This is a genomic window from Streptomyces sp. ALI-76-A (assembly GCF_030287445.1).
Lineage (GTDB): Bacteria > Actinomycetota > Actinomycetes > Streptomycetales > Streptomycetaceae > Streptomyces.
The window spans coordinates 6,718,115-6,745,080 of sequence record NZ_JASVWB010000002.1; the positions used below are offsets into that span (position 1 = coordinate 6,718,115).

A 26,966-nucleotide genomic window follows, 5' to 3' on the forward strand; every position below is an offset into this window, starting at 1 on the left:
TCACCCGCCGGGGCCCGCGCACAGGTGCTCCGGCGGGCGGAACGAGCGGTCGTCGGGTGACTGCTCGTCCACCTGGGCGCGCACCGTGTCCAACTGGCTCAGCAGCGCGCTGAGATGGCCGTCCTCGGGATTCCGGAGAAACTCGACGACCGCTTGGTGGAAGGCGTCCCGCAGCTCGGGTGGCATGGCGTCCGAGGCGTCGAAGCAGAGGGTGTCGGCGCCCGAGGTGAGCAGGGTGTCGATCTCGCGCTCGATGGGGTCCGTGGGCGTCGGCCCGGTGGCGCTCGGGAACAGCGGTCGCACGGCCGGGCCCGCCTCCGCCCACCAGCGCGCCCGCCCGTCCGGGCTCGACAGCCGCTCCACCAGTTCCGGGGCCGCGGGGTCGTCGCTGAAGACGGCGGCCATGTCACCGGCCACCTCGTACGTGTCGCGGTACTCGGCCGGCCCCTTCAGGAAGCGGGCCGACGGCTGCACCTGGATGTCGTCGTCCGCGTAGAGGTACCGGATGAACGCGCTCTGGTGCTCGTGGGTGCAGTCGAACTCGGGGGAGTCGAGCAGGCCGCGCGGTCCGGCGGGCCCGGCGGAGCCCTCGAACGACGTGGTGAGGGACTGTTCGACCGACCGGGCGGAACGGTCGCCGAGCAGCCGGGCCCAGGTCGTCCAGGCCCGCCGCACGGCCGGGTCGCGCCAGCTGAGCCTGCTGGTGGCCCACTGCTCGTAGCGGGTCGGGCCCGCCTGGTGGAGCAGGATGTCCTCGATCCAGTCGGTGCCGGGCCAGCCGGTGGTGGCCTGCGAGGCGAGGCCCACGCACCAGACCGGGGCGTCGTCCGGCGCCCCCTTCCTGCTCCACACCAGGCTCTTCAGGTCGACCTTCAGCGGCACCCAGTAGGTGTCGCGTTTGTCGTCCACGCGCAGCGTCGGCGCCCACGGTTCGTACGCGCGTTCCTCGGCCTGGTCGGTGAGGGGCTTGAGCTGGTCGCGGCGGGCGTATTCGGTGAGTTCGCCGATGCTGTTGAGGATCGCCACGTCCGGCGGGTCGTCGGCCTCCAGCTGTGAGACCAGGGTCTCGCGCAGCGAGCGGGTGCCCTCGTAGGTGTACGTCCGGCCCGTCCCGTCGTCGAGCCGCTCCAGGGCGGACTCGAAGGCCTCGCCCTCCGGCCCGGTCCACGGCCCCAGCACGACGAGGGGCGCGGGCGTGTCGGCGGAACAGCCGGGGACGAGCGCCAGCAGACAGGCCACCGTCAACAGGGTGCGCAGGACACGGCTCGGCACCTTGTTCATACGGCGGCTCCCGGTCGGGTCACCACGAGGTACTCGCGGCGGTAGACGTGCAGGGCGCCGCCCACCAGTCCGGCGCCGGCCAGCCCCACGGGGAACACGAAGGGGGCGGTCCCGTCCAGGAGGGCGAGCCGCCCGTCGGCGAGAACGTCGTCGAACCGGTCGGCCAGCACCTCGATGCCCCGCGGGAGCGGGGCACGGAAGGGATAGTCCTCGGCGACCGTCTCGACCCGGGGCGAGGTCTCCTCGGCGAGCGCCCGCGCCACGGGCAGGGTCTGCCGCTGCGCGTGCTGCGCGAGCAGCGCGTCGGCCGCAAGGAGCGGCACGGCGAGCAGCGGCAGGGCGCCGGCCGCCAGCGGGACGCTCAGCCGGATCCGGAAGCGGCGGCGCAGGAAGACCAGGGTGCGCCAGAGCCCGACGGTGAACAGCGCCAGGGCGAGCCCGGACACCGCGGCGGCGGTCAGCACGCCGTCGCCCCAGCCCGCCCGGTCCGCGAGCCGCTCGCGCAGCTGTCGTTCCAGACCCGCCACCCGGTCCACGATCGCGGTCGCGCTGGAGCCGGTCTGCGCCGGGCACGGCGGGTAGCGCTCCCGCCGGTGCTCGGCGCGGACCGGGCGGGAGCAGAGGATGGTGCGGGCGGACGCCAGACGGGCCTTGCGCAGGACCGCGTCGTCGGCCTGCTGGGCCTGGCCGATGTCTCCTGTGAAGTCCACGACCAGCGCGGACACCACGCGCAGCTCCTGCTCCTCGGCCACCGTCAGCGCTCCGCTGCGCGCGACCTGGTTCAGGCTCTGCGTCGCCCGCGCCACCCGGGTCCGGTACCGCTCGCTGAGCTCGCCGATCCGCACCGCCTGCCCCGCGCGGAGGATCCGCACGGCCTCGCCCTGCGCGATGAACAGCGAGGCCCTGGCGTCCGCGAGACCGACCAGCGCGGGCGCCAGCCGGTCCCGCAGGTACGCCGAGTCGCCCCGTACGTCCGCGTAGGCCCAGCCGAACGCGCCGAACCCCACCACGGCGAGCAGCGGCAGCGCGACGAGCCGGTCCCGCAGGAACTCACGGTTGCGCCGGCCCGCCGCCGTCGGCCACGTGTAGCGCCGGACGCGGCGGGCGAGTTCGGCGGCGACGGCGAACACGGCCCGGACACCGCGCGGAGCGGGTGAGCGCCGGCCGGCACCCGCCCGGGGCCACCTCCCCCGCCTCACTCGTGGGCCGTCCGACGGCTCCTCGCGGTCTTCGCCGACGGGGTGTGGGCGACCGTCCGGAGCCAGTCGGTGAGCCTCTTTCCGAGCCATGGGCTGTCCCTGTGATGTCGGAAGGCCGGCGGGCGGACCTCGTAGGCGCGGTCGAGCAGCGTCTCGGCGACGGCCGCGTCCTCGGGCACGGGGGACCGGGCGGCCTGGTGGGCGAGGGCGAGATACAGCCGGGACAGGTCCCGGCGCAGGCCGGGTTCGTCGGACGGCAGACCGAGCCGTACGTCGGCGGCGGCGGCCAGCGCGGCCAGGCCCGGCGGGTGGAGGGCGCCGCGCGCGAGGGCGTACCGCACGGTCTCCCACACCTCCGTCGTCATCCGGACCCTGGCCTGCTCGTCGGTCAGTCCGTGCGCGTGGAAGAGCCGGGCCAGCCGCTCCAGCACCTCGTGCAGCCGCTCGGCGACCTCGTCGGCGCGTTCGGCGGTGCGCACGTGCTCCACTCCCACGCGGACGGCGGCGGTACGGGCGGCGGTGCGGTGCCGTGAGTGCTGCGGCACCGCGTCGAGGGCCCGTACGGCCTCGTCCCGGGCCTGTTCGCCGCCCAGCGCGAGGCTGGCCCGCACCGCGCCGAACACCGCGCTGCCCAGCGACGGGTTGCGCAGCCGGACCGCCTCGTAGAACGTGAGCGCCTCGTGCCAGCGGCCCAGGCGCTCGGCGCAGTAGCCGAGTGCGAGCTTCGGCGCGTACTCACCCGGTATGGCCGCGTACACCCGGTCGAAGTGCCGCCGCGCCGCCGTCACGTGGTCCCGGGCGAGCGCGAGCAGCCCGCGGTGCCAGTCGAGCCGCCAGTCGTACGGGGCGCGCTCCGGTCCGATCAGCGCCTCGGCGGATCTCAGCTCCCGCAGGGCGTCCTCGGTCGCGCCGCGGGAGGCCCGCAACCGCACGCGGCAGCGCAGCAGATGGACCTCCGGCGACTCCCGCCAGTCCCCGGTGTGCTGGAGCAGCGCCTCCGGATCGGCGTCGGCGAGCCGGCTCAGCTCCGCGTGGTGGGCGTCGTCCGGGTCGGGCCGGGGCACGGGCAGCCGTCGCGCGACGTCGGTGGGCGACGGCGGCGCGAACGCCGCGGGGGTGTCCGGCGTGGCCCAGCGGGCCGGGGGCGGCGCGGACCCCAGCTCGCCGTCCAGGGCGTACGGCGACTGGAGGAACAGCGGTGACGGCTCGAAGGTCTCCGTCCCGGTGCGCAGGGACCGCAACTCCCGGAAAACGCCTCGCAGTTGCTCCTCCATCTCGCGGGCGGTGGCGAACCGTTCGGCCGGCTCGGCGCGGGTCGCGCGGTGCAGGACGCGGGCGAGCGAGAGGAGACCGAGCCCGCGGGGAGCGGGTGTCGTCATCGCGTGGGCCTCGGGGAACGCGGGGTCGTCGGGGTCGGTGGGGGTGTCCAGCCCGCTGAGCATGCTCAGCGAGCCCAGTTCGGCCAGATCCTTCGGGGAGCGTCCCAGTCCGCTCAGCCGCCGCAGTGTCTCGCCGAGGCTGAACAGGTCGTCCTGGCCGGTGGATTCGCCGTTCGGGCCGACGGTCGGGGCGCGGAACCCCTCCGTGGTGGGGCCGGGGAGGCCGGCCGCGCGGACGCTTCCCACGTCGACGATCTTCGTCGTGGTGCCGTCGTGCATCACGTTGTCCGGTTTCAGGTCGCCGTAGACCTTCCCGAGCCGGCGGTCGTGCAGATGGCCGAGGGCGGCGAGGATGCGCACCCCGTAGGCGAGCACGAACTCGTGGAAGCGGCTGCCGCCGAACTCGGCCGGGTTCACCTGGGCCCGGGCCCGCACCTCCTCCAGCGTGAGCCCGTCCACGTACTGCAGGACGAGGAAGTCGCCGACCTCGGGGTGGTGCCCGTAGTTGAACACCCGGATGATGTCGTCGTGGTTGAGGTCGACCAGGGCCCGCCGCTCCCGGACCAGGGCGCCCGCCGCCTGGCCGGGGTGCAGGATCTTGATGGCGACCTCGCGGTGGTCGACCTCGGTGTCGAGCGCCAGGTAGACCTCGCCCATCCCGCCGTAGCCGAGCGAGCGCATCAGCCGGTACTGCCCGGCCAGCAGTTGTCCCGGCGGCAGCGGGAGCCCTTCGTCCGGCTCGGCGCCCCGGGACGCGGCTCGCTCCAGCAGGGTGATCGTGGGCAGCAGGCTCGGGTCGGGGCTCTCCTCGGGAAGCTCCACGTGCGCGGCCCGCAGATAGGGGGCCATCACGACGAGCTGCCCGAACGGCCCGCCGGAATCCGGCGGTTCACCGGACGCGTCCTTCCCCGAAGCCCCCTCCATGCGTCCACAGAATAGACGTGCGGGCCGGAAATGCCCCCCGTGCCGCATGAGGAGGTGGTGTGTCCAAGTCATCCCCGCCCGGCGTCACGTCACCGCCGACGCCGGGCCACCGGCCCGGACCGGCCGGCTCAGCGCTCCGCCGCGGCCGCCGCCGGGTCGGCGCGCATCCAGTGCGGGCCCGTGCTCCAGCCGAGGAAACAGCGGGCCCGGCCCCCGTCCGCCGTGCCGTCGCGAGCGAAGGCGCCGCCCGCGGCGACGAGCCGCAGCCCCGCGAGGGCGGGGGCCAGCCGGGCCGCCACGTGGGCGGGGTGGCGTGCGGTCTCCTCGTCGAGTGCGGCGAGAACGTACTCCTGTTCGGCGGGTGAGCACAGGGACAGGTGGAACAGCATCTGCCGCCAGGCGTACGCCGCGTCCTTGAGGGCGGGCAGGGGCCGCGGGTTGCGGTGCACCCGGGCGGTGCGGCGGCACACCGTGACGAAGCAGCGGTGGGCCAGGTCGGAGGGGCCGGGTTCCGGGGAGACACCGACGCGGGCCACCAGCGTGGCCAGGTTGTGCGTGGTGAGGATCTGGGCCTGCTCGATCACCTTGCCGTTCGCCGCCACCGACCACGAGCCGGCCGGCTCCCCGGCCCGCTCGGCGCACAGCGCGGCGAACCCCGGCGAGGTCCGGGCACCGTACCTGCGGCTCGGAGCCGTGGCCGCCTCGGTGATCGCCAGGTCCCGGACCGCCCGGTAGTCGATGCCGTAGTAGCGCTCGTACAGCGTGCCGTGCAGGAGGTCGGCCGCGATCCGTGCCGCGGCGGGGAACTTCGGGCTGAACGTGCCCATGAAGATGTCCGCGGCGAGTTCCTCCACCAGCGGGGCGCCCAGGTCGGCCCGGCGGGCGAGCACGCCGAGTTCGCGGACGAGCGGGTTGGGCAGAAGGGTGCCGGGAAAGGTCCGCACGGCCAGTTCGCCCAGCTCCCGCAGCACGGTGAGCGCGGGCCCCCGCCCCTCGGTCCCGTCGCCGAGCTGCCCCGCCACCGCGCGCACCCACGGCAGTTCCTCGGCCCGCACCTGCTGCCGCAGGTGGAGCAGGAGCAGCGAACGGCGGTTGCGGAACGCGCGGTAGTGCGCGGCCATCAGCGTCCGCAGCGCCTCGTCGCCGTAGCCCTGGGCGGTGGTGGCGGCGACCAGCTGCGGCACCAGCTCGGCCAGAACCTCGGCCGAGGGGATGACGCCCCGTTCCACCAGGGTGCCGATCGGCGCGCTCAGCGCGGCCTCGACCACCTGCCGGACCGTCGGCGGGACCACTGTCCCGGCGGGCAGACCGGCGTCCCGCGCCTCCTGTTCGGTCACCGGGGACACGAAGGGGGCCACCTCCGGGACGCCCGAGTCCTGGGGCAGTCCGCCGAGACGGCGCAGGACCAGCTGGGCCAGCGCGTGGTGGGAGGGGAGCGCCGCCTGGGCGGCCTGCCGCTCCCGCAGTGCCGTGTGCGGCGCGGAACCGGGCAGACCGCGCCGACGCACCATGGACGCGACCGCGTGCCGCAGCAGACCCAGGCGACGGGCGTCCAGCGGGCGTCCGGCGACGGTCTCCTCCAGCGCGCCGCGCAGAATGCCCAGGTTCTGCCTGGGGTCGCGGTGCTTTCCGCAACGGGTGTGCCGCGCGGCCAGCTGCCGGTAGCGGTGCAGCAGGGCCGCGCCGCGCGCCGGCCAGGCGGTGTCCGGGGTCCGTTCGAGGACCCGGCCGTCGCGGGCCGTCTCCAGCCAGTGGGCGAGCAGTTCGTCGCCGAACGGCTGCCATACCGTGAGCGCCTCGCGCTGGGTCTCGACGGCGGCGTGGGGGCGTCGCCGGGCCAGGGTCGCCGAGGCATCGGAGACGGTGTCGCGGTGCACCGCCGCCGGGTCGGCCGCGGTGGGTTCGTCCGTCGGCCGGGGCAGGAACCGCAGCCGGCCGGCGTACGGCTCCAGTTCCGTCACGAGGTCCAGGGCGCCGGCCGTCTCGTCGTGGCGCACCAGCCAGGCCACGGTGAGCAGCGCGGCCTCCTCCGGCACCGTCACCTCGTAGCGGCCGCTGTCCAGCAGCTCACCCAGCCAGGCGAGCCCGGGTGCGGTGAGGCAGTGGGCGAACAGCGCTCCCCGGTCGGCGGCGACCCCGAAGCGCCGCGCGGCCTGCGCCTCGTACGGCTGGAGCGGGCCGCCCGCGCCGGCGGCCCCGGTGGCGAAGCCGCCCCGCACCACCTCGGGAGTCACCCAGACCGGGAGACCGGCCACCGGGGCGCGCGAACCGATCCGCAGCCGGCCGTCGGCCATCCCCGCGAGCACGGCACGCCAGCGCTTGACGCGCTGTGCCGCCCGGTCCCGGGTGCCGGCGTCCGGGTGGGTCAGCGCGGTCGTGAAGGCCTTGGCCGACTGGGCCGCCGCGTAGGACGGGGCGGCGGTGAGGGGCTGCTGCTCAGCGTCATCGTTCATAAGCCGGCGTGGCAGGTTCCGCCCCTGCGCCCTCCGGGTCCGGAGCCCGGTGCTCTGCTCCTGAGCTACACGCCGATGAACGCCGACGGTAGGTGCGGAGCGGGTGATCGTACAAGCGGGTTTTCCGCGGCTCGGCCGCGGATCACCGGCGTGCTGCTGGTCCGGATGGCGGTCGCCGAGGCCTCCGCCCAGCTGCTCGCCGCCGGGGAGCGGCCTCCGGTGTACGTCCCCGGCGGCTTCGAGGGAACCTGGAGCTGGAGGAGCGGTACGCGGGCCGGATCCGCCGCACCGCGGGCTGAGGTGTAGGGGTTCCGGGGGCGCGGCGAGGGTTCGGCCCGCGCGGGGACGGTAGCGGGGGCGGGGCCGGCCGAGCGTGTGGTGGGGCCGGGGTGGGGCCGGCGGTGGGTGGCCGGTCGTCCTGTCTTCCCCGAGGCGCTCAACGGGTAGTCTCCGTCACAGAGTTCACGGGGGCCCCGGGGAGTGGCATGGAGGCTTTGCCTGCGTCGCCGATGACGCGAGCCGTGTCGGACACGGTCCCGCACCTGGTGCGACGGCTGTTCGCCGCGAGCGCCGGCGCCGGACTCCCCATGGACCGGCCCGTCCCGCTGGCCGCGCAGTTCTCGCTCCCGGGACCGGACGCGGGCCGCCTGGAGAGTGAGATCCGACAGCTCCTCGCGGAGCAGGTGCGCAAGGCCGCGGAGGCGCGGCCGGACGCCCCCGCGATGGACGCCGACGCCTACGCGGCGGTCACCGATGCCCTGGCCACCACCCTGCTGGAGCTGGGCAACGTCCGGCTCAGCGACGTCCAGGCCGTGGCACTGCGGCCGAGCGGACTGGCGGACCGGTTGCGGGCACTGGCGCCCGGCGCGACCGACGGGCTCGGTTCGGACGCCACCGCCCTCCACTCGACCCTGCTGCACCTCATCTGCCTGCATGTGCTGCACTTCCTGAGCGTGCGCTCGGCCTACGTGCCCCAGGCGCTGGCCCGCCAGAGCCGGGAACTGGCCGTGAGCGTCGAGGCCTTGCGCGGAGGCGGGTCTCCGCCGCCTGGCGGGAGCGGGCCCGCTCCCGCGCACGGCGGGCCCGCTCCCTCGGGTGGGCCGCCGCCGTTCCCGGGTGGGCCGCCGCCCGCCCCGGGTGGGCCGCCGTTCCCGCCCTTTCCCGGTGCGCCCACCGCTGCGGCCGATCCGGCGGGGCTCAGCGCGGACCGTCTGCTGCGGGTGCGGCGCGCACCGCGGGTACGGAACCGCGGGCGCGGGGCGTTCGGCCGGCTGCTGCCGGGCCGGCGGGCCGCCGAGGCGGAGGAACAGCGCAAGCGTGCCCTCATCCGGACGCCCGTCCTGTCCTGCTACCGGATCGCGGTCGTCGGCCTCAAGGGAGGCGTCGGCAAGACCACGACCACGGCCGCGCTGGGCAGCGTCCTGTCGGCGGAGCGCAACGACCGGGTCCTGGCGCTCGACGCGACCCCGGACGGCGGGACGCTCGGCGGCCGGCTGGCCCGGGAGACGTCCGCCACCGTCCGCGACGTGGTGCGCGAACTGCCGCGGATCGACTCCTACCTGGACTTCCGACGCTTCACCTCACGCACGGCGTCAGGTCTGGAGGTCATCGCCAACGACATCGATCCGGGAGAGTCCGTCGTCTTCGGCGGCGCGGACTACCGGGCGGTGGTCGAGGCGTTCGGGACCCAGTACCCGATCATCCTCACCGACTGTGGCACGGGGCTGCTGCACAGCGCGATGCACGGGGCGCTGACCCTCGCCGACCAGGTCGTCTTCGTCACCGCCCCGTCGGTGGACGGGGCGGTCGGCACCGGCAACACGCTGGACTGGCTCGCCGGCCACGGCTACGCCGACCTGGTGCGGCGGTCCCTCGTCGTGGTGTCCGGGGTCCGCAGGACGTCCCGGACCGTCAAGGTCGACCGGATGGTGGCGTACTTCCAGGCGCGCTGCCGGGGCGTGGTGACCGTCCCGTTCGACGAACACCTCGCCGCGGGCGCCGAGATCGACCTCGGCCGGGTGCGGTCCGGGGTGTACCGGGCCTACTTCGACCTCGCGGCGCTTGTGGGAGAGGACCTGCGACGGCACTGGGCGTCGGGGAGCCGGGCAGGGCACGGGACCGGAGTCGGAGCCGGGATCGGCGTCGGGGGTGGGGCCGGTCGGGGCGAGTGGCAGGGGTGGACGCCGCAGGCGGGGTGGGGGGCGCAGCCCCCGCCGTTGCCGGAACCGTTGCCGGAACCGTTGCCGGACGCCGGCCTCGTGCCGGGGCCCCTGCCGGAGCCGGAGCCGGACGTGCCCCTCGAACCGGAGTGGGAGCCGGACGCCGGCCTTGGGCCCCTGCCCCTGCCGGAGCCCTTGCCGGAGCCGGAGCCGGAGTCGGAGCCGGAGCCGGAGCCGGAGTCGGACGCCGGCCTCGAACCGGAGTCCGAGCCGGCGCCGGATGTCGAGCCGGATGCCGAGCCGGATGGGCGTCACGCCCGTGAGCGACCCGCCGTCGACGCGCGCCTGACGAGGCCCTCCGACGGTCAGGGCAGGGCGCAGTCCGGGCGGCGACCACCTGCCGGGCCGGTGGTCCTCCCGGGCTCGGAGTCTCCACCGGACGCGGGCGGACAGGCGGGCTCGGGTCCGACATCTCCGCCGGGGTCGGCGACGCCTCCGCCGGGCTCGGCGACGCCCCCACCGGGCTCGGCCCCCCAGCCGGACGAGGCCACCGGGCGGCCGGGCTCCACTCGGCAGCCGGGCCCGACCCCGCAGTCCGGCCCCACTCCCGGTTCCGGCTCGTCCGGACCGGCGGGTTCCGTCCTCGTGCCGGACTCGGCCGTTCCGCCGTACGAACCGGCACCGGCCGACGCGTGGGCCGAACCGTCGCCGCCGGCGCGGCCGCGCGTGCCGGACCAGGAACCCGGCGTGGAGGAAAGCCGCCGTCTGGTGACGGAACTGGCGGAGCAGACCGCTCAGGGCCGCACCCTGCCGCTGCATGTGCAGGTGGTCTGCGGTGCCGGGCCGGGCGCGCCGCTGCGGGCCTTCAGGATCCCCGAGGAGGGCGCGGTGCTGGGGATCACCGTGCATGCCGTGGGGCTGCGTGCGCTGAGCGACCTCCACCAGGAACTGACGGTGTATCCGCGCCAGGACTCCGACGTCGCGCGCTTCCTCTTCAAGGCCGACGTCCCGGGACTGCACGAGGTGACCGTCCGGGCGTTCCGGGGCGGCACCTTCCTGGGGGAGCTGCGCTGCCAGGTCTCCGTCGAACCCGGCGGGGTCACCCGCGACGGCCCCCGGCGGTCGGTGCCGCTGCCCTCGGTGGCGTTCGACCCGGGCGAGGTCACCCTGCAGGTGCTGAAGGACGAGACGGCCGGGACGTTCAGCTTCCAACTGCTCGGGGAGACCTGCTACGCGCCGGAGACCCACCGTTTCCGGGCCGGCGACCCGGCTCACGCGGCCGGGCTCATCCAGGCGGAACTGAGGGCCGCGGCCGCCGGACGGCAGCCGGAGGACCCGTCGTACCTCCGCGACCGCCTGCGCAACCACGGCGTCCAGCTGTGGTCCTCCGTGGTCCCGAGGGCCGTGCAGGAACAGTTCTGGCAGCAGCGCGACCACGTCACGTCGTTCACGGTGCTCGGTGAACAGGACGTCGTGCCCTGGGAGTTGATGTACCCGCTGAGCAGGGACCAGGACGACGGCGGCTTCCTCGCCGAGTGGCTTCCCGTGGTGCGCCGGGTGTTCGGGCAGGACCGGGTGCGCAGCTTCCGGCTTCCGGGCGCCGCCTTCGTCGTGCCTCCGGGATCGCCCGCCGACACCGAGGAGGAGATCCGTGCGGTGCGGGCGCGGATCGGTCCGTCGGTCGGCGACCTGGGAGTGCTCACCGAACGGTCCGCGCTCACCCGCCTGATCGAAGCGGGCGGGGTCGGCCTGCTGCACTTCGCCTGCCACAACGCCTTCGGCCCCGGCGGATCACGCGTCACCATGGCCGACGGCCCCTTCGACCCCATCGACCTGTCCTTCGCCGCCGAACTGCGCAGTCTGCGGGACCACCACCCGCTGGTGTTCTTCAACGCCTGCCGCAGCGCCGGGGAGATCGACTGGTTCGGCGCGAACCTGGGCTGGGCGCAGCAGTTCCTGAGAGCGGGCGCGGGAGCGTTCATCGGCACGCTGTGGCCGGTCAGGTCGCGGTCGGCACTCCAGTTCTCCGAGGCGTTCTACCACCAGCTGATCGCCGAGCGGCAGCCGCTCGGCCGGGCCACGCTGGCGGCCCGCCGGGCGATCCGCGACCAGCACGGCGACCCCACCTGGCTCGCCTACGCGGTGTACGGCAGCCCCGCGGCCACCGTCAGCCATGTCCCCGTCCCGAGCGTGTAGAGGAGCGTCACCGCATGACCGATCCGGTCTTCGTCATCCACGGCGTGGGCAACCGCGACCGCGACGGCTTCGAGGCCGCCGTGACCGCACTGCGGAAGGCTTCCGGCGTGGACCTCGTACCGGTCTACTGGGGTGATCTGGGCGCGGACGACACGCACTTCGCGGTCACCCTGCCCGCCCTGCCCGGCGCCCTGCGCGACGACGCCGGCGGCGAGACGGACCCCGACGCCGTTCCGGAGGCGGCGGACGCCGTGGACGCGGCCGAAAGGGTGGACGTACGGCGGCAGTGGCCGCACCTGGCGGCCGGTGCCCGCGAACGCGCCGACGACCTGGACGCCCCCGAGGACGGACTGCGGGCCGGACCCGGTGCCGAGCACGACCCCGGCCGACTCCTCGACGTGGTGGCGGAGATGTGGTCCGACACCCGTTGGCTGAGCAGGACGGACGACCCGGGACTGCTGCGCGAGGTCGGCGCGGCGCTCGCCGATGTCCTGACCGAACTCGACGCCCAGGAAGCCGCTTTCGAGGTGCGGTCGTACGCCGACGAGACCGCCCGGCTGCGGGCGCTGGTACGGCGCCGGCTGAACGATCTCGACCGGGTCGCCGGCGCGGCGGTGCAGGCCGCGGCCCGCCGGATGAACCACGCCCTGCGCTCCCGTATAGGCCCCGGCACCACGCGGTTCGTCGGTGACGTGCTCGTCTACCAGCGGCACCAGGCGGCCGTGCACGCCCGGGTGCGGGCCACGATCGACGCCGTGGACCCGGCGATCGGGCGGGGACCGGACCGGCCGGCGCGCATCGCCGCGCACAGTCTGGGCGGGGTCGTCGCCGTCGACATGGCGACCGCCGAAGAGCCTCTGTGGACCGGTCAGTTGCTCACCTTCGGTTCGCAGTCCGCCCTGTTCCACGTCTGCGACCCCCGGGGCGGGCGGCTCGCCCCGTACGACGGCACGGAGCCCGTACGACTGCCGCCGACGCTGCACCGCTGGACCAACCTCTGGGAGCCGCTCGACGTCCTGGCGTTCGCCGCGACCCGCCTGTACCGGCTGCACGACGACACCGCGCCGGTGGACGTGCCCGTGCCCCATCTGGCCCGTACCGGGCTGTGGACGCACTCCGCCTACTGGGAGCACCCCGAGGTGGCGGCCGTGCTCGCCGCGACCATGGCGCCCTGACTCCGAGAGGCCGGGACTCCCGCGACCATGGCTCCCTGACTCCGAGAGGCCGGGACTCCCGCGACCATGGCGCCCTGACTCCGAGAGGCCGGGACTCCCGCGACCATGGCTCCCTGACTCCCACGTGATCCGCCGCGTCGGCGGAGCCGACGCCGAGGCCCCGCACCGTGGCCGTCCGGTGGCACCGCGTCCACGCCGGTCAAGGCCCCGGCGGACCGCACCGGCAGGGCACCCGATGAACCCGGTACCGCCGCTGACCAGGACGGACACGGGCCCACGCCGGCGGGGCGGTCATCAGGACGACCGACGGGCCGCGCCCGGCACGTCACGGTTCCATGAGACTCGGGGGTGTCAGCGCGAGCGTCACCGTGAAGACCGTGGCCCCGGGCTCGTCGCTCAGCTCGATCGTCCCGCCGTGCGCCCGGACCAGGGAGCGGGCGACGGCGAGGCCGAGGCCGCTGCCGCCGCGGTCGCGGCTGCGCGCCTTGTCGACGCGGTAGAAGCGGTCGAAGACCCGTGCCCGGTCGGCGGGCGGGATGCCGGGGCCGGCGTCCGCGACCCGCACCAGCGCCCGGCCCGGCTCGGCCAGGACGCCGACGGTCACCTCCGTGCCCGCCGGGGTGTGCACGGCTGCGTTGGTGAGCAGGTTGTCCAGGACCTGGCGGATGCGCTGCGCGTCCAGGCGCAGCCTGAGCGTCCGGGGGCCGGGCGTCACCGTCAGCGGATGGTCCGGGTGGCTCGCGCGGAACGCGTCCGCCGCGTGCTCGACCAGCTGCACCAGGTCCGCCTCCGCCGGCCGCAGCGGGGTCTCCACCTCGGCCGCGTCCAGCCGGGCGAGCAGCAGCAGGTCGTCCAGCAGGACGCCCATCCGGGCCGCCTCGGCGCGCAGCCGCGCCAGGTGCTTGTCGCGTTCCTCGGGGGCGTTGGCGGCGGCGTACTGGAAGAGGTCCGCGTATCCCCGTACGGACATCAGGGGTGTGCGCAGTTCGTGCGAGGCGTCCGCGACGAAGCGGCGCAGCCGCTGTTCGGCCTCCGCGCGGACCGCGAGGGAGTCGTCGATGTGCTCCAGCATCGTGTTGAACGCGGTGCGCAGCTCGTCCACCTCCGCGCCGCCGTCCCGGCCGTCCGCGCGCAGCGACAGCCGGGCCGCGGACTCGGTCAGGTCGTGCGAGGTGATGCCGTGGGCGGTGGACGCCATGTCGCTGAGCGGCTTCAGGCCCCGCCGGAGCATCCTGCGGCCGAAGATCACCAGCGCCAGCAGCGCGAGCACGAACGTGACGACCTGGATGGTGATCAGCTGCTGGACGGTGTCGTCGATGTCGTCCATCGGCGCGGCGCTCACCAGGACCACCCCCGGTTCGACCTCGCAGGCGCGCAGCCGGTAGACGCCGGCGCCCCGGAGGTGCTCGGTGCGCACCAGCTCCGAGCCCGACGCGGCCTGGGCGCCGGCCAGGGAGGTGAACTCGTCGATGTCCGTCGGTACGTCGCCGGCGTTCTCGGGTGTACGGAGCACGGGTGCGCCGTCCGACACGTCGTACACCGCGTAGTACCAGCGGTAGTACCGCTTGCCCTGGAGCGTGCCGGTGTCCGCGATGCTCTTGGACTGGGCCATCTGGGCGAGCTTCAGCTGGTCGTTGAGCTGTGCCGACAGGTAGTCCCGCATGTACGTCGTCAGGGCCGTGCCGACCACGGCGAACACGACCAGGGAAAGGACGCCCAGGCCCAGGGCCAGCCGGGTGCCCAGCCGCATCCTGCGGTAGGTCCGGCGCAGGCGGCCGATCACTCGGCGGCCCGCCGGATCACGTAGCCGAAGCCGCGGACGGTGTGGATCAGCGGCTCGCCCGTGTCGTCGAGCTTGCGGCGCAGCCGGCTGACCACCAGCTCCACCACGTTCGAGCGGCCCCCGAAGCCGTACTCCCACACATGGTCCAGGATCTGCGCCTTGGTCAGCACGGTCGGCGACTTGCGCATCAGGTAGCGCAGCACCTCGTACTCGGTCGGCGTGAGCGTGAGCAGCTTCTCGCCGCGCCGCACCTCACGGGTGTCCTCGTCCATCGTCAGGTCCGCCACCCGCAGCACCGAGCGCTGGAAACCGGGCCCGGCGCTGCGCCGCAGCACGGTCCGCAGCCGGGCCATCAGCTCCTCCACCGCGAACGGCTTGACCAGGTAGTCGTCCCCGCCCCGGGTCAGGCCCGCCACCCGGTCGGCGACCGCGTCCCGCGCGGTGAGGAACACCACGGGCACCATCGTCCCGGACCGCCGCAGCCGGTCCAGCACGCCGAAGCCGTCGATATCGGGCAGCATGAGGTCGAGCACCACGATGTCGGGACGGAACTCGGCGGCACGCCTCAGTGCCTCCTCGCCGGAGTTGGCGGTGACCGCGTCCCAGCCCTCGTAGCGGGCGACCGTCGCCACGAGGTCGGCGATCGGCGGGTCGTCGTCCACGACGAGGAGTCGTACTTTTTCCACCTGCTCATAGTGCGTCACCCGGCGGCCGAAGCCAGAGGCGGGCCACCGTCCTGCCCACATCGATAAACACTTGAAAGTTGCACGACAGTTAATCGACAGCTCCCGCCGGAGAAGCTCGGTTACCCAGGACCCGGATCAAGGAGCTCTGTCCGTGACGACCGTCCAATCACCCCCGGCGCCCCCCACGGCGATACGCCCCAGGGTGGTGGCCCGTACGGGCCTGTACACCGTGCTGGCCGCCAACGTGGCCGTGGTCACCTTCTTCTTCACCCAGGCCGGCTTCGCCTCGAACACCCTCATCGTGCTGGGCCGGCTGGCCGGTCTGTACGGCGCTCTCCTGATGGCGTTCCAGCTGGTGCTGGTGGCCCGCCTGCCCTGGCTGGACCGCCGCATCGGCATGGACCGGCTGACCTCCTGGCACCGCTGGACCGGCTTCGGCCTCCTGTGGACGCTGCTCGCCCACGCCGTCCTCATCACCTTCGGCTACGCCGAGTCGTCCGACCTGGACCCCGTCAACCAGATCGTCGACCTCGCCGAGACCGTCGAGGGTGTGCTGCGCGCGGTCGTCGCGTTCGGCATCATCCTCGTCGTGGGCGCCGTCTCCGCCCGCTCCGCCCGCCGCCGGCTCGCGTACGAGACGTGGCACTTCATCCACCTGTACACCTACGTCGCCGTGGTGCTGGCCTTCACCCACCAGGTCGCCGTCGGTACGACCTTCACCGCCTCCGACGCCGCCACGGCGTACTGGTACGGCCTGTGGGGCGTCGCCCTCGGCTCGGTGGCCCTCGGCCGGCTGGTGCTGCCGCTGTGGCGCAACTGGCGTCACCAGCTGCGCGTGACCGCCGTCGTCCCCGAGTCGGACAACGTCGTCTCGGTCTACATGACCGGCCGCGACCTGGACCGGATGCCCGCCCGGGCCGGCCAGTTCTTCCTGTGGCGCTTCATGACCCGGGACCGCTGGTGGCAGGCCAACCCGTTCTCCCTGTCGGCCGCGCCCGACGGCCGCACCCTGCGCCTGACCGCCAAGGCCGCCGGTGACGGCAGCTCCTCCCTGCGGCACGTCAAGGTCGGCACCCGCGTCTTCGCCGAGGGCCCCTACGGCGCCTTCACCGCGATGCACCGCACCCGCCCCGAGTCCGTACTCATCGCCGGCGGCGTCGGCGTCACCCCCATCCGGGCGCTGCTGGAGGAACTGCACGGCCACGCCGTCGTCATCTACCGGGTCGCCACCGACCGCGACGCGGTCCTCTACGACGAACTGCGCGACCTCGCCCTGGCCAAGGGCGCCGAGCTGCACCTGGTGACCGGGCCGGCCGTCCCCGACCGGCTGGCGCCGGGCGAGCTGGCGCGGCTCGTGCCGGACATCGCCGGGCGGGACGTCTTCCTGTGCGGGCCGCCGCCCATGATGAACGCGGTGCTGGGCAGCCTGCGCGAGCTGGACGTGCCCAAGCCGCAGATCCACTTCGAGCGCTTCAGCCTGGCCGGATGAGGAAGTCACCGTGAAACGAGCCATACCTGTCGTCGTCCTGAGCATCGCCGGGCTGGTCCCCGTCTGGCTCTACGAACCGTCGGCCGCCACGTCCACCGTCCAGGCCGTCACGCCCGCGCCGTCCGCGACCTCCTCGTCGGGTGCCGCGTCGGGATCCTCCACCGTGGTCGCGGGCCCGACGGTGACCACCGAGAAGGGTCCCGTGCAGGTGGAGGTGACCTTCGCGGGCCAGAAGATCACCGCCGTGAAGCTGCTCCAGCAGCCGAACCACCCGCAGACCACGGCGGCCGTGCCGAAGCTGATCGCCGAGACACTGGAGGCGCAGAGCGCGGACATCGACACCGTGTCCGGCGCCACCATCACCACCGAGGGCTACAAGGAGTCGCTCCAGGCCGCGATCGACGAGAACGCGAAGGCGGCGTCCGCCTCGCCCTCCCCCTCGGTGTCCGCCGCGCCCCAGGTCGTCGCGGGCCCGACGGTGACCACCGAGAAGGGCCCGGTCCAGGTCGAGGTGACCTTCGCGGGCGACGAGATCGGCTCGGTCCGCATGCTCCAGCAGCCGAACCACCCGCAGACCACGGCGGCCGTGCCGAAGCTGATCGCCGAGACACTGGAGGCGCAGAGCGCGGACATCGACACCGTGTCCGGCGCCACCATCACCAGCGACGGCTACCGCGAGTCGCTCCAGGCCGCCCTCGACACGAAGGGCGCCTGAGGGTGCACCGCGTCGAACACGTCATGGGGTTTCCCGTCTCACTGCGCGTCGACGACGAGGACGTCCCCGAGTCGGCCGCGGACGCGGTCTTCGCGTGGCTGCGCGAGGTCGACGCCCGGTTCAGTCCGTTCAAGCCGGACAGCGAGGTGTCGCGCCTCGACCGGGGCGAGCTGCCGGACCTCAGCGATGACCTCACCGAGATCCTCGGCCTGTGCGAGCGGTACCGGGCCGCCACCGGCGGCGCCTTCGACGTACGGCTGCCCGGTCGCGGCCTGGACCCCTGCGCGGTGGTCAAGGGCTGGTCGGTGCAGCGGGCGGCGGAGCTGCTCACGGCGGCCGGGGCACGCCGGTTCTGCCTCAACGCCGGAGGTGACGTGGTCGCCGTCGGCGGGCCCTGGCGGGTCGGCGTACGGCACCCGGAACACGCCGACCGGCTGTGCACCGTCCTGGAGCTCACCGACGGCGCGGTCGCGACCTCCGCCCGCTACGAGCGCGGCGACCACATCATCGACGGCCGCACCGGGCGCCCGGCGACCGGGCTCCTCAGTCTGACGGTCGTCGCCCCGACCCTCACGGAGGCGGACGCGGTCGCCACGGCGGCCTTCGCGATGGGCCCCGAGGGCATCGACTGGGCCGCCGGGCTCCCCGCCTGCGAGGTCTTCGCCGTGGACACCGAGCGCCGAGTACTGCGGACACCGGGGTTCCCCACGGCAGGGGAGCGGGCGGTGGCCTGACGGTGGACAGGGCGGGCCGCGACCGGCGGCCCGCCCTGCTCATCGTGGCCGGCCGGCTCAGCCGGCGTCGGAGATGTCCAGGCGGTACAGGCCGCTGTACGCGGTCACGGCTGTGCCGTTCTGCTCGCCCCGTCCGGCGATCCCGGCGCTGCTCCCGCTGCTCCGCCCGCTGATCACGAGGCAGCGCGGCGTGCCGGGCCGCACCACGCTCTTGAGCCTGGCCAGGGTCGTCGCGTCAGCGGTGCCGGACCACCCGCCCATGGAGATGACGGGCTCGCCCGACTCCGCGCCCGCCGTCCGGGGCGGCCGGCGCGGACAGCGGGGCCGGGGCCGGCTCCGGCGCCCTCACCCGACAAGTCGCCGCAACACAAGCCGTCTAGACTCTCCCCCCAACGGCCCGCACCACTGGCCGAAAGTGGGCAATTTCTGCCAGACCCGAAGGGTATTCGGCGTTTTGATACGGATAGATTCAGTCACCAAGCGATACCCGGACGGCACGGTGGCGGTCGACCGGCTCTCGTTGGAGATACCCGACCGTTCGATCACCGTCCTGGTCGGCCCGTCGGGCTGCGGCAAGACGACGACCCTGCGCATGATCAACCGGATGGTCGAGCCGAGCGAGGGCACCATCCTCCTCGACGGCAAGGACGTCCAGAAGCAGCCCGTCAACACGCTGCGCCGGTCCATGGGATACGTCATCCAGAACGCCGGTCTCTTCCAGCACCGCACGATCATCGACAACATCGCCACCGTGCCCCGCATGCTCGGCTGGGGCAAGGAGAAGGCGCGGGCGCGGGCCCGGGAACTGATGGAGCGGGTGGGCCTCGACGCCGCGCTCGCCAAGCGGTACCCGTACCAGCTGTCCGGCGGACAGCAGCAGCGCGTCGGGGTCGCGCGGGCGCTGGCCGCCGATCCACCGGTGCTGCTGATGGACGAGCCGTTCTCCGCCGTCGACCCCGTGGTCCGCAAGGGGCTTCAGGACGAACTCCTGCGCATCCAGGATGAGTTGGGCAAGACGATCGTCTTCGTCACCCATGACATCGACGAGGCCGTCAAGATCGGCACGATGGTCGCCGTGATGCGCACCGGCGGCAAGCTCGCCCAGTTCGCGCCGCCCGCCGAGCTGTTGTCCAGCCCGGCCGACGCCTTCGTGGAGGACTTCCTCGGCGCGGACCGCGGCATCCGGCGGCTGTCCTTCTTCCCCTCCGCGGGCCTGGAACTGCTGACCGCGCCGATCGTCGCGATCGACTCCACCGCCGAGCAGATCGCCGCCCGCGCCACGGCCGGCGCCCCCTACCTCCTCGTCACCGACCTGGCCGGCAAGTCGCTCGGCTGGAGCGCGCCCGGGGACCTGACCGCGGGCGGCATCCGGCCGGAGCGGCTGCTGTCCTACGGGCGGCCGTTCGTCGCCGGGACCGACTCGCTGCGGGCCGCGCTCGACTGCGCGGTGCTCTCGCCCACCGGCTGGGCCGTCGCCGTGGACGCCGAGGGCCGGGCGGCCGGGGTGGTCTCCCAGCAGAGCATCGGCGAGGCGATCCGCGGCGCCCACGCGGAGGCCGTCACGGACGACGCCGCCGGCCGTACCGCCGCCAGGGTCGCGAAGGCCGCCCGGTGAACGGCTTCTTCGACATCCCGAGCGACCTCCAGCACAGCTGGCTCGGCCTCATCGGCCTGCACCTGCGCGAGGCCCTGCTGCCGGTCCTGGGCGGGCTGATCCTCGCGTTGCCGCTCGCCCAGCTGTGTGTGCGCTTCCGCTGGCTGTACCCGCCCGTGCTGTGGGTGACGACCGTGCTGTACGCCATCCCCTCGCTGGCCTTCTTCGTCGTCCTCATCGACTACACCGGCCAGACCGAGCTCACCGTGATGATCCCGCTCACCGTCTACAGCCTGGTGGTGCTGGTCCCGGCCATCGTGGACGGTGTGCGCTCGGTGCCGCAGGAGACGCTGGCCGCCGCGACCGCCATGGGCTTCGGGCCCGTACGCCGCTACGTCCAGGTGCAGTTGCCGATCGCCGTGCCCGCCATCATCGCGGGCCTGCGCATCGCGGTCGTGTCGAGCGTCTCCCTGGTCAGCGTCGGCACCCTGATCGGCAACCAGGGCGCGCTCGGCAACCTGCTCGCCGACGCGATGTTCTACCACCGGCCCGAACTGGCCGTGAACTCCGTGGTCACCACGGCCGTCCTGGCGATCGTGCTGGACGCCCTGCTGGTGGGCCTGCGGAAGCTGCTGACGCCCTGGATGCCGAGCGGCGCCCGCGGGAAGAAGGGGACGTCGGCGGCCCGGCCCGAACCGGCCACGCTCGTCCTGGAGGACGCGGTCAAGTGAACCTGCTGAACTTCATGAACGCGTTCTTCACCGACAGCGCCCACTGGAAGGGCTACGACGGCATCCCCACCCGGCTGGCCGAGCACGTCGGGTACTCCCTGCTGGCACTCGCCGTCGCCGCCGCCATCGGCCTGCCCGTCGGCCTGCTGACCGGGCACACCGGCCGCGGCGGCAACGCGCTCGCGTTCATCGCCACCGCCGCCCGCGCCCTGCCCAGCTTCGGTCTGCTGGTGCTGATGTTCGTCATCCTCGGGCTCGGCCTGCTGCCCGTGATGATCCCGCTGGTCGTCCTCGCCGTCCCGCCGATCCTGGTCACCACCTACGAGGCGATGCGCTCCGTCGACCCGTCCCCGGTGGACGCGGCCCGCGGCATGGGTATGCACGAGTCCCGGATCCTGTTCCAGGTGGAGCTGCCGGTGGCCCTCCCGCTGATCCTCAGCGGCCTGCGCTCGGCGGCCATCCAGATCGTCTCCACGGCCACCATCGCCGCGTACGTCTCCTTCGGCGGCCTCGGCCGGTACATCGTCGACGGTCTCTACCAGCGCGACTACGAGAAGGTCGTGGGCGGTGCCACCCTGACCGCGGTGATGGCGCTGGTGACGCTCGGGATCTTCTGGGCGGTGAACCGGATCGCGGTGTCACCCGGCGTGCGCCGCGGCGGCTGACGGAACGGGGCGGGCCCGGGGCGGACTTCTCCGTCGCCCCGGGCCCGCCCCGTTCCGTCAGGCCTCGGTGCGGGCCAGCGCCTGTTCCAGTACGACGAGCAGGGCGTCGCGCACCGAGCCGCGCTCCCGGGCGTCGAACACCACCAGCGGCACGTGGTCGCTGACGTCGAGCGCCCAGCGGACCTCCTCCAGGGTGTGCTCGACGTGCCCGTCGAAGGCGTTGACGGCCACCGCGAACGGGATCTGCTTGTGCTCGAAGTAGTCGACGGCCGCGTAGCAGTCGTCGAGGCGGCGCGTGTCCACGATGACGAGCCCGCCGAGCGCGCCCTCGACGAGGTCGTCCCACATGAACCCGAACCGCTCCTGGCCGGGCGTGCCGAACAGGTACAGCTTCAGTGTCGGGTCGATGGTGATGCAGCCGAAGTCCATCGCGACCGTCGTCGTGGTCTTGCGCGGGGTGTGGCTGAGGTCGTCCACACCCGCCGCGACCTCGGTGATCGCGGCCTCGGTGGTCAGCGGCTCGATCTCGGAGATCGAGCCGACCGCGGTGGTCTTGCCCACCCCGAAGCCGCCCGCGATCACCATCTTGACCGGCAGGGGTGGTTTCACGGCGGCCTGCCCGGCCGCGCCGGGGGTCCCCCCAGGTCGAGCGGATCCGAGACCCTGGGGGAGGGAGGCCGGTTCAGTCGGTGTCACGGAGTACCCCTCGGGAGTCGGGGATGGCCCTGAGGCCATCGATAACCCTTCGCAGGACGGACGAGTCGTGCGTGGCGCCGGAGTCGGGCACGTGCACCGTCAACTGCCCCGCCGCGCGCAGATCCTCGGCGAGGACGCGGACCACGTTCAGGTGCAGCCGCAGCCGGGCCGCGATCTCCGCGATGGACTGCGGCTGCCGGCACGCGGCGACGATGTCGTGCTGTTCGAAGGAGAGTTCGTCGAGCACGCCGAGCCCCTCGGCGGTGGCCACCACCTGGGTCTCGACGGGCATGGTCCGGCCGTTCGCGCTGGGCGCCACCCGGCCGGCGGTGACCAGGAACGGCCGCACGGCGGGGACGGGGCCGGCCGGGTCCGGGTCCGGGGGCGCGGTGCCGTCCTCGCCGGCACCTGCGTGAGTGCGGCCGTCCGCCATGGCTTGTGTCTTCCTCCTCGGCCGGGCGGGCGCCCGGTCAGCGCTTCGACGCGGCGCCGACGCTGTTCTTCAGTTCGAGCACGAGCTGGGGGCTGAGCGCGGCACCGGCACGGTTGGCGAACAGCGTCATCTCGTACGCGATGTTGCCGAGCTTGGCCTCCTTGTCGGTGACCACGCCGAGAACGGCTCCGCTGCCGATCGCGGAGACCAGGACGTGGCCGCCCTCCAGGTCGATGATGACCTTGTTGAGGCCGCCCAGACCGTAGTTGCCGGAGGCCCCGGCGGCCAGGCTGGTGATGCCGGAGACGATCGCGGCGAGGCGCTCGGAGTCGGCGTGCTCACGCAGCTCGGACACGGCGATGAGCAGGCCGTCGGAGGATACGGCGATGGCGTCGACGACACCCGCCGTCTCGGTGGCGAAACGATTCAACAGCCAGGTGAAGTCGGCTGCCGCGGCCTGGAGTTCGGCCGGCGTGGTGCCTCCCGCCGGGGTGCCACCTGTCGACGTGCTCACTGCTCCGCTCCTTCCGGGGAGTGATGGTGCTGGGGGTGGGGTGCGGGTCCGCTGGCGCGGGGCACGGGGGTCGGGGTGATCGCGGTGGTGCCGGGATCGGCGCGGCGGGGGGTGGCGGGGCCGCGGTCGCCCGAGCCGTGGCCGTCGGCGCCGTCGCCGTCCCTGGTGCTGTCGCGGTGGGCGCGCTGCACGGCCGCCTCGAACTCGTCGAGCGCGTCACGGACGGCCTCCGCGTCGGCGGGCCGGGGGGCGGACCGGCGGGCGGTCTGCTGGTCGGGGTCGGTACCGAAGGTCGTCCGCAGCGTGGCTCCGCGGACCCGTCGGCGCAGGGGCCGGGAGGCGTCGCCGGGGGTGGCCGGCGTCGTCTCGCCGTCCCGGGCCCGGGGGATGAAGGCGGCGTCGGCGGGACGGGGGTCCGGGCCGGCCGAGCTGCCGTCCGGGCCGGCCGGTGTGCCGGACGCGGGTGCGGCGCCGGGCGCGGGGCCGGTCCCGGAGGAGCGGCCGCCCGCCTTCGGGCCGGTCGGCGCCGTGTCTCGCTGGGGCACCCTGCGGGGGAGCGGCGCGGGCTCGTCGTCGGTGCCGGGGGAGGCGGGCGCCGTCCGCGCCGGGGCCGCGGACCGCGCGCCGGAGGTCTGCGCGTCGGTGACCCCGGGGCGGCCGGCCCTGGACGGCACGGAGTCCGCGGCCGGCACGGAGTCCGGGGCCGGTACGGAACCCGCGGCCGGGCCGGCAGCCGTCGGGTGCGCACGCGGGGTCGCGGCCGGCGCGGGACGCGTCCGTGCCGGCGTGTGCTGCGGCGCACCGGCGGCCGTCACCGGGCTCATCGTCAGCAGCAGGGACGACGGGATGGTCACCTCGGCCGTGACACCGCCTCCCGGGGTGCGGGACAGGGTCACGCCCACCTCCCAGCGGCGGGCCAGGGTGCCCACCACGAACAGGCCGAGCACCTTGGTGGGGACCACGTCGAGGCGTTCGCGGCGGATCAGCCGGGCGTTCTCCTCCGCGAGCCGCTCCTCGCTCATGCCCAGCCCGTGGTCGGTGACCACGACCAGCGCGCCCTCGGCGCTGTCGAGGGCCGTCACCTCGACGGGGCTGCCCGCCGGGGAGAAGGACACGGCGTTCTCGACGAGTTCGGCCACCATCAGGGTGAGGTCGCCGATGATGTCGGGCTCCACCATGACCTCGGTCGCGGCGCGCAGACGGACCCGCTGGAAGCCCTCGATCTGGCCGAGCGCGGCCCGTACCACGTTGGTGAGCGCGAGGGGACCGGAGTCGAGGACCGTCTCGCGGATGCCGGCCAGCAGCATCAGGCTGTCCGCGTTGCGGCGCAGCCGGACCGCGATGTGGTCGATGCTGTACAGCCGCTCCAGCAGCGCGGGATCCGTCTCGCCCCGCTCCACCGCGTCGATCAGCGCCAGCTGCCGGGTGGTCAGGTTGCTGACCCGGCGCCCGACGTTGCCGAACATCTCGGCGACGTTGCGCCGGCTGAGCACCTGGCGCTCCAGCAGCGCGGAGGCGGTCGTCTGTACATGGTTGAAGGCCTCGGCGAGATCCCCGATCTCGTCCTTCGCGGTGACCGGCACTTTGCGCAGCCGCGGCGGCGCGGCGTCCTCGGCGTCGTCGTCGGCCACCCGCGCGAGCTCCCGCCCGGCGACGTCGGCGACCTGCCGGGCGGCACCGGTCAGCGCCTGCACCGGACGTACCACGGACCGCCGTACGAGGACCGCGAAGGCGATCCAGCCGGCGAAGCCGAACAGCGCGATGCCCAGCAGCACGCCCGCGCGCCAGGCGGCCTCGCTGGAGGCGGCGTCGGCCCGGTCGGCGATCTGGCCGATGAGGGACCGGGTGATCTCCAGCCGGATCTGCGACTGTTCGCGGTAGGCGGGGTAGGAGGCGAGGGCCTCGTTGAACGCCTCGCGGATCCGGTCGGGGGTGCCGGCCTGGAGGTTGCTGGGGTCGATCTGCAGCTCGGCGTAGTGCCGGCCGATGGTCGCCTGGGCGGAGTTGTGCTCGATCCCGCCGAGCTCGTTGGCCTGGGCCTCGGTCGCGAACCGGGCGAAGCGGTCGGCCTGGTGGGTGTACTCGTTGGCGGAGCCGACCGCGCCGATGAACTCGATCAGGGCGTTGGTGTCACCGGTGCGGGCGGAGAAGACGGCCGTCTCGAAGGCGCTGTGGGCGGCGTCGGCCCGCAGCAGCGAGTCCAGCTGATTGCCGGTGAAGGTGCCGGCGAGGTCCTCGTCGTGGTCCAGGCCGAGGCCGTCGATCAGGCCCTTGGAGGCGTTGGTGTAGGCCGGGTCGATGTTGTCGGCGGGCAGATAGGACTGCTCGATGGTGTCGCGCAGGCTGGTGAGGCCGTTGATCTCGCGCAGGGCTTGGGCCTCGGTGTCCGGCAGCCGGTCGCCGAAGGTGTCCCGGACCTTCCTGACCTGGGCGTCCACCCCGGCCTGCGCCTTGCGGTACTCGGCGGCGGAGGGCCGGGTGCCCGGGCCCGCGGCCTCGAAGCGCACGGACAGCAGGATGGCCTGCTGGTGCTCGGTCTCCACCCGGTCCACCAGCTCGGCGACCTGCGCGCTGTCCCGGACCAGGCGTGCGGCGGAGTCGGCGTCCCGGGCCTGGTCCACCTGCTGGGCGATGAGGTAGGTGAGCAGCACGGCGACCACGGCCAGCGGCACACCGACCAGGACGTTGAGCTTGCGCCGGAAGGGCCAGCGGTCGGCGAAACCCCGTAGCCGCCGGACACCCCGTGCACCGGGGGAGTCACCCCGGGCCGGTGGCGGTGTCGGCTGGGCGGACGCGCCCACTTCGCTCGTGGACACCAGGCCTCCTTCGTGGGTGTCTTACGGCGCGCGAGAACCGCACGTGACCGTTTCTGATCGAACGGGGCGGTGTGACAGGACAACACCGACGCGGCCCCCGCACGCCACTGTGACCGGCGCCAACTTCCGGGAGACTACAGCCTCTTCGGGCGGCTGACCGTGCCACCCCGCGTCAAGAATCCGTTACGACACACCCCTGAATCGGCGGGTTCGGTGGCGGCCCGTACGTCACTCCTTCACCTTTGACACACAACCGACTCGCAATCGACCACTCGCCGAAGCCATTTGGTGACCGGCCTGCTCTTGACTGATCAAGAACAGGCTGGATTGGATCAGCGCAAGAGCTTCCGAGCATCCCTCAGAGTCCGGAACGGAAATCGTGACTTCTACCGCCGCACACAGCAGGTCCTTCGGGAGACGTCCCGGCGTGGCCGCCCTCGCGCTCGCCGCCGCCACCGCCCTGCTGGCGGGATGTTCCTCCTCCGACGACACGTCCGACCCGCTGGCCGAGAAGACCGCCGAGGGCGGCACGGTCGTGGTCGGCTCCAACAACTTCGCCGAGAGCATCCTCCTCGCCGACATCTACGGCGAGGCCCTCAAGGCCAAGGGCATCAAGGTCGAGTACAAGCCCAACATCGGCAGCCGCGAGACCACCTACGGCCTGCTGAAGAACGGCTCCATCACGGTCCTGCCGGAGTACAACGGCTCGCTGCTCGCCTACCTCGACCCCAAGGCGGAGCAGAAGACGGCCGAGGCGGTGAACGCGGCGGCGAAGACCAAGCTCGACCCGAAGCTCACGCTGCTGGAGTCGGCGCCCGCCGAGGACAAGGACTCCGTCAGCATCAACGCGGAGACCGCGAAGAAGTACAGCCTGACCGCCTCGTCCACGCTCGCGGACCTCAAGGACATCGCCCCGGAGCTGGTCATCGGCGGTTCGCCGGAGTTCCAGACCCGGCAGCAGGGCCTGGTGGGCCTGGAGGCCGAGTACGGCCTGAAGTTCAAGTCCTTCAAGGCCCTGGACGCGGGCGGCCCGCTGACCCAGGCGGCGCTGACGAAGAACACCGTGCAGGCGGCGGACATCTTCACCACCGACCCGACCATCACCAAGGAGAAGTTCGTCGTCCTCCAGGACCCGAAGAACCTCTTCGGCTTCGCGAACGTGACCCCGCTGGTGTACAAGTCCGGACTCTCCCAGGAGGGCGTGGCCGCCCTCAACGAGGTCTCGGCCAAGCTCGACACGAAATCGCTGCTGGAGATGGACTCCCAGGTGCAGCTGGAGAACGAGGACCCGCTCGACGTCGCCAGGGCCTGGCTGAAGTCGGTCGGCCTGAGCTGACCGCCGGC

General features: G+C 73.7%; 20 protein-coding genes, 1 tRNA gene and 1 pseudogene. 10 read left to right on the forward strand and 12 right to left on the reverse strand.

Annotated features, from left to right (window positions below; all coding sequences use genetic code 11):
- The 5 genes from QQS16_RS30910 to QQS16_RS30930 all read right to left on the reverse strand — a co-directional run bounded on the left by QQS16_RS30910 (window position 1) and on the right by QQS16_RS30930 (window position 7,311).
- Complete coding sequence (locus QQS16_RS30910) at window positions 1–1,281, reverse strand: extracellular solute-binding protein (RefSeq protein WP_286065337.1); 1,281 nt, start codon at window positions 1,279–1,281, stop codon at window positions 1–3.
- Entirely contained in the window at window positions 1,278–2,411 is a 1,134-nt protein-coding gene (locus QQS16_RS30915) for a GlnX family signal transduction membrane protein (protein WP_286065338.1), read from the reverse strand. The genes QQS16_RS30910 and QQS16_RS30915 overlap by 4 nt, the downstream gene beginning before the upstream one ends.
- Before the next feature lie 65 nt (window positions 2,412–2,476).
- Window positions 2,477–4,783 (reverse strand): serine/threonine protein kinase, encoded by a 2,307-nt coding sequence (locus QQS16_RS30920; RefSeq protein WP_286065339.1) that lies wholly within the window; start codon window positions 4,781–4,783, stop codon window positions 2,477–2,479.
- A 128-nt stretch (window positions 4,784–4,911) separates the two neighbouring features.
- On the reverse strand, window positions 4,912–7,236 hold the full coding sequence (locus tag QQS16_RS30925; protein ID WP_286065340.1) for a hypothetical protein: 2,325 nt from the start codon (window positions 7,234–7,236) through the stop codon (window positions 4,912–4,914).
- A 3-nt stretch (window positions 7,237–7,239) separates the two neighbouring features.
- Window positions 7,240–7,311, reverse strand: a tRNA-Arg gene (locus QQS16_RS30930).
- A 63-nt stretch (window positions 7,312–7,374) separates the two neighbouring features.
- Between QQS16_RS30930 and QQS16_RS30935 the strand changes: the two are divergent.
- From QQS16_RS30935 to QQS16_RS30945, 3 genes and pseudogenes are all read left to right on the forward strand, one after another.
- Window positions 7,375–7,535, forward strand: a pseudogene (locus QQS16_RS30935) (sugar isomerase); the annotation flags it as partial.
- Between the two features lie 222 nt (window positions 7,536–7,757).
- Window positions 7,758–11,591: an NACHT N-terminal Helical domain 1-containing protein gene (locus QQS16_RS30940; protein ID WP_286065341.1), complete on the forward strand. Its 3,834-nt coding sequence runs from the start codon at window positions 7,758–7,760 to the stop codon at window positions 11,589–11,591.
- A gap of 14 nt (window positions 11,592–11,605) precedes the next feature.
- The gene (locus QQS16_RS30945) at window positions 11,606–12,766 is read left to right on the forward strand and encodes a hypothetical protein (RefSeq protein ID WP_286065342.1); all 1,161 of its coding nucleotides are present in this window, start codon (window positions 11,606–11,608) and stop codon (window positions 12,764–12,766) included.
- 325 nt (window positions 12,767–13,091) lie between these two features.
- Here the strand turns inward: QQS16_RS30945 and QQS16_RS30950 are convergent, their stop codons facing one another.
- Window positions 13,092–14,549 (reverse strand): sensor histidine kinase, encoded by a 1,458-nt coding sequence (locus QQS16_RS30950; protein WP_286065343.1) that lies wholly within the window; start codon window positions 14,547–14,549, stop codon window positions 13,092–13,094.
- Window positions 14,546–15,235, reverse strand: a complete 690-nt coding sequence (locus QQS16_RS30955; protein WP_286065344.1) for a response regulator transcription factor — start codon at window positions 15,233–15,235, stop codon at window positions 14,546–14,548. Before QQS16_RS30955 ends, QQS16_RS30950 begins: the two co-directional genes overlap by 4 nt.
- Before the next feature lie 151 nt (window positions 15,236–15,386).
- Between QQS16_RS30955 and QQS16_RS30960 the strand changes: the two genes are divergently transcribed.
- From QQS16_RS30960 to QQS16_RS30970, 3 genes are read left to right on the forward strand one after another with little or no spacing between them, the layout of a single operon-like run.
- Complete coding sequence (locus tag QQS16_RS30960) at window positions 15,387–16,724, forward strand: ferredoxin reductase family protein (protein ID WP_286065345.1); 1,338 nt, start codon at window positions 15,387–15,389, stop codon at window positions 16,722–16,724.
- A gap of 10 nt (window positions 16,725–16,734) precedes the next feature.
- A complete protein-coding gene (locus QQS16_RS30965) occupies window positions 16,735–17,439 on the forward strand; it encodes an FMN-binding protein (RefSeq protein WP_286065346.1) in 705 nt (234 codons plus the stop codon).
- A 2-nt stretch (window positions 17,440–17,441) separates the two neighbouring features.
- Window positions 17,442–18,173, forward strand: coding sequence for an FAD:protein FMN transferase (locus QQS16_RS30970; protein WP_286065347.1), 732 nt, complete (start codon window positions 17,442–17,444; stop codon window positions 18,171–18,173).
- 57 nt (window positions 18,174–18,230) lie between these two features.
- Here the strand turns inward: QQS16_RS30970 and QQS16_RS30975 are convergent, their stop codons facing one another.
- The gene (locus QQS16_RS30975) at window positions 18,231–18,434 is read right to left on the reverse strand and encodes a hypothetical protein (protein WP_286065348.1); all 204 of its coding nucleotides are present in this window, start codon (window positions 18,432–18,434) and stop codon (window positions 18,231–18,233) included.
- A gap of 193 nt (window positions 18,435–18,627) precedes the next feature.
- Between QQS16_RS30975 and QQS16_RS30980 the strand changes: the two genes are divergently transcribed.
- The 3 genes from QQS16_RS30980 to QQS16_RS30990 are packed head-to-tail and all read left to right on the forward strand — an operon-like array spanning window position 18,628 to window position 21,163.
- Window positions 18,628–19,788 (forward strand): ABC transporter ATP-binding protein, encoded by a 1,161-nt coding sequence (locus tag QQS16_RS30980; protein WP_286065349.1) that lies wholly within the window; start codon window positions 18,628–18,630, stop codon window positions 19,786–19,788.
- Window positions 19,785–20,498, forward strand: a complete 714-nt coding sequence (locus QQS16_RS30985) for an ABC transporter permease (protein WP_286065350.1) — start codon at window positions 19,785–19,787, stop codon at window positions 20,496–20,498. The genes QQS16_RS30980 and QQS16_RS30985 overlap by 4 nt, the downstream gene beginning before the upstream one ends.
- Window positions 20,495–21,163, forward strand: a complete 669-nt coding sequence (locus QQS16_RS30990) for an ABC transporter permease (RefSeq protein ID WP_286065351.1) — start codon at window positions 20,495–20,497, stop codon at window positions 21,161–21,163. Before QQS16_RS30985 ends, QQS16_RS30990 begins: the two co-directional genes overlap by 4 nt.
- Before the next feature lie 57 nt (window positions 21,164–21,220).
- Here the strand turns inward: QQS16_RS30990 and QQS16_RS30995 are convergent, their stop codons facing one another.
- From QQS16_RS30995 to QQS16_RS31010, 4 genes are read right to left on the reverse strand one after another with little or no spacing between them, the layout of a single operon-like run.
- On the reverse strand, window positions 21,221–21,859 hold the full coding sequence (locus QQS16_RS30995; RefSeq protein WP_502963864.1) for a GTP-binding protein: 639 nt from the start codon (window positions 21,857–21,859) through the stop codon (window positions 21,221–21,223).
- Window positions 21,846–22,292: a DUF742 domain-containing protein gene (locus QQS16_RS31000; protein WP_286065352.1), complete on the reverse strand. Its 447-nt coding sequence runs from the start codon at window positions 22,290–22,292 to the stop codon at window positions 21,846–21,848. The genes QQS16_RS30995 and QQS16_RS31000 overlap by 14 nt, the downstream gene beginning before the upstream one ends.
- Before the next feature lie 37 nt (window positions 22,293–22,329).
- Window positions 22,330–22,806, reverse strand: coding sequence for a roadblock/LC7 domain-containing protein (locus tag QQS16_RS31005; RefSeq protein ID WP_286065353.1), 477 nt, complete (start codon window positions 22,804–22,806; stop codon window positions 22,330–22,332).
- Window positions 22,803–25,622: an ATP-binding protein gene (locus tag QQS16_RS31010; RefSeq protein ID WP_286065354.1), complete on the reverse strand. Its 2,820-nt coding sequence runs from the start codon at window positions 25,620–25,622 to the stop codon at window positions 22,803–22,805. The genes QQS16_RS31005 and QQS16_RS31010 overlap by 4 nt, the downstream gene beginning before the upstream one ends.
- Before the next feature lie 379 nt (window positions 25,623–26,001).
- Here QQS16_RS31010 and QQS16_RS31015 point away from each other — a divergent pair, with 379 nt between their 5' ends.
- Window positions 26,002–26,958 carry an ABC transporter substrate-binding protein gene (locus QQS16_RS31015; RefSeq protein WP_286065355.1) on the forward strand — a complete coding sequence of 319 codons (957 nt, stop codon included), beginning with the start codon at window positions 26,002–26,004 and terminating at the stop codon, window positions 26,956–26,958.
- Window positions 26,959–26,966 lie beyond the last annotated feature (8 nt).

What these genes read in the sequence shown, in the direction of transcription:
- QQS16_RS30910 (WP_286065337.1), bottom strand. Translation starts at nt 1,281, where the DNA reads ATGAACAAGGTGCCGAGCCGTGTCCTGCGCACCCTGTTGACGGTGGCC.
- QQS16_RS30920 (WP_286065339.1), bottom strand. Translation starts at nt 4,783, where the DNA reads ATGGAGGGGGCTTCGGGGAAGGACGCGTCCGGTGAACCGCCGGATTCC.
- QQS16_RS30925 (WP_286065340.1), bottom strand. Translation starts at nt 7,236, where the DNA reads ATGAACGATGACGCTGAGCAGCAGCCCCTCACCGCCGCCCCGTCCTAC.
- QQS16_RS30945 (WP_286065342.1), top strand. Translation starts at nt 11,606, where the DNA reads ATGACCGATCCGGTCTTCGTCATCCACGGCGTGGGCAACCGCGACCGC.
- QQS16_RS30975 (WP_286065348.1), bottom strand. Translation starts at nt 18,434, where the DNA reads ATGGGCGGGTGGTCCGGCACCGCTGACGCGACGACCCTGGCCAGGCTC.
- QQS16_RS31000 (WP_286065352.1), bottom strand. Translation starts at nt 22,292, where the DNA reads ATGGCGGACGGCCGCACTCACGCAGGTGCCGGCGAGGACGGCACCGCG.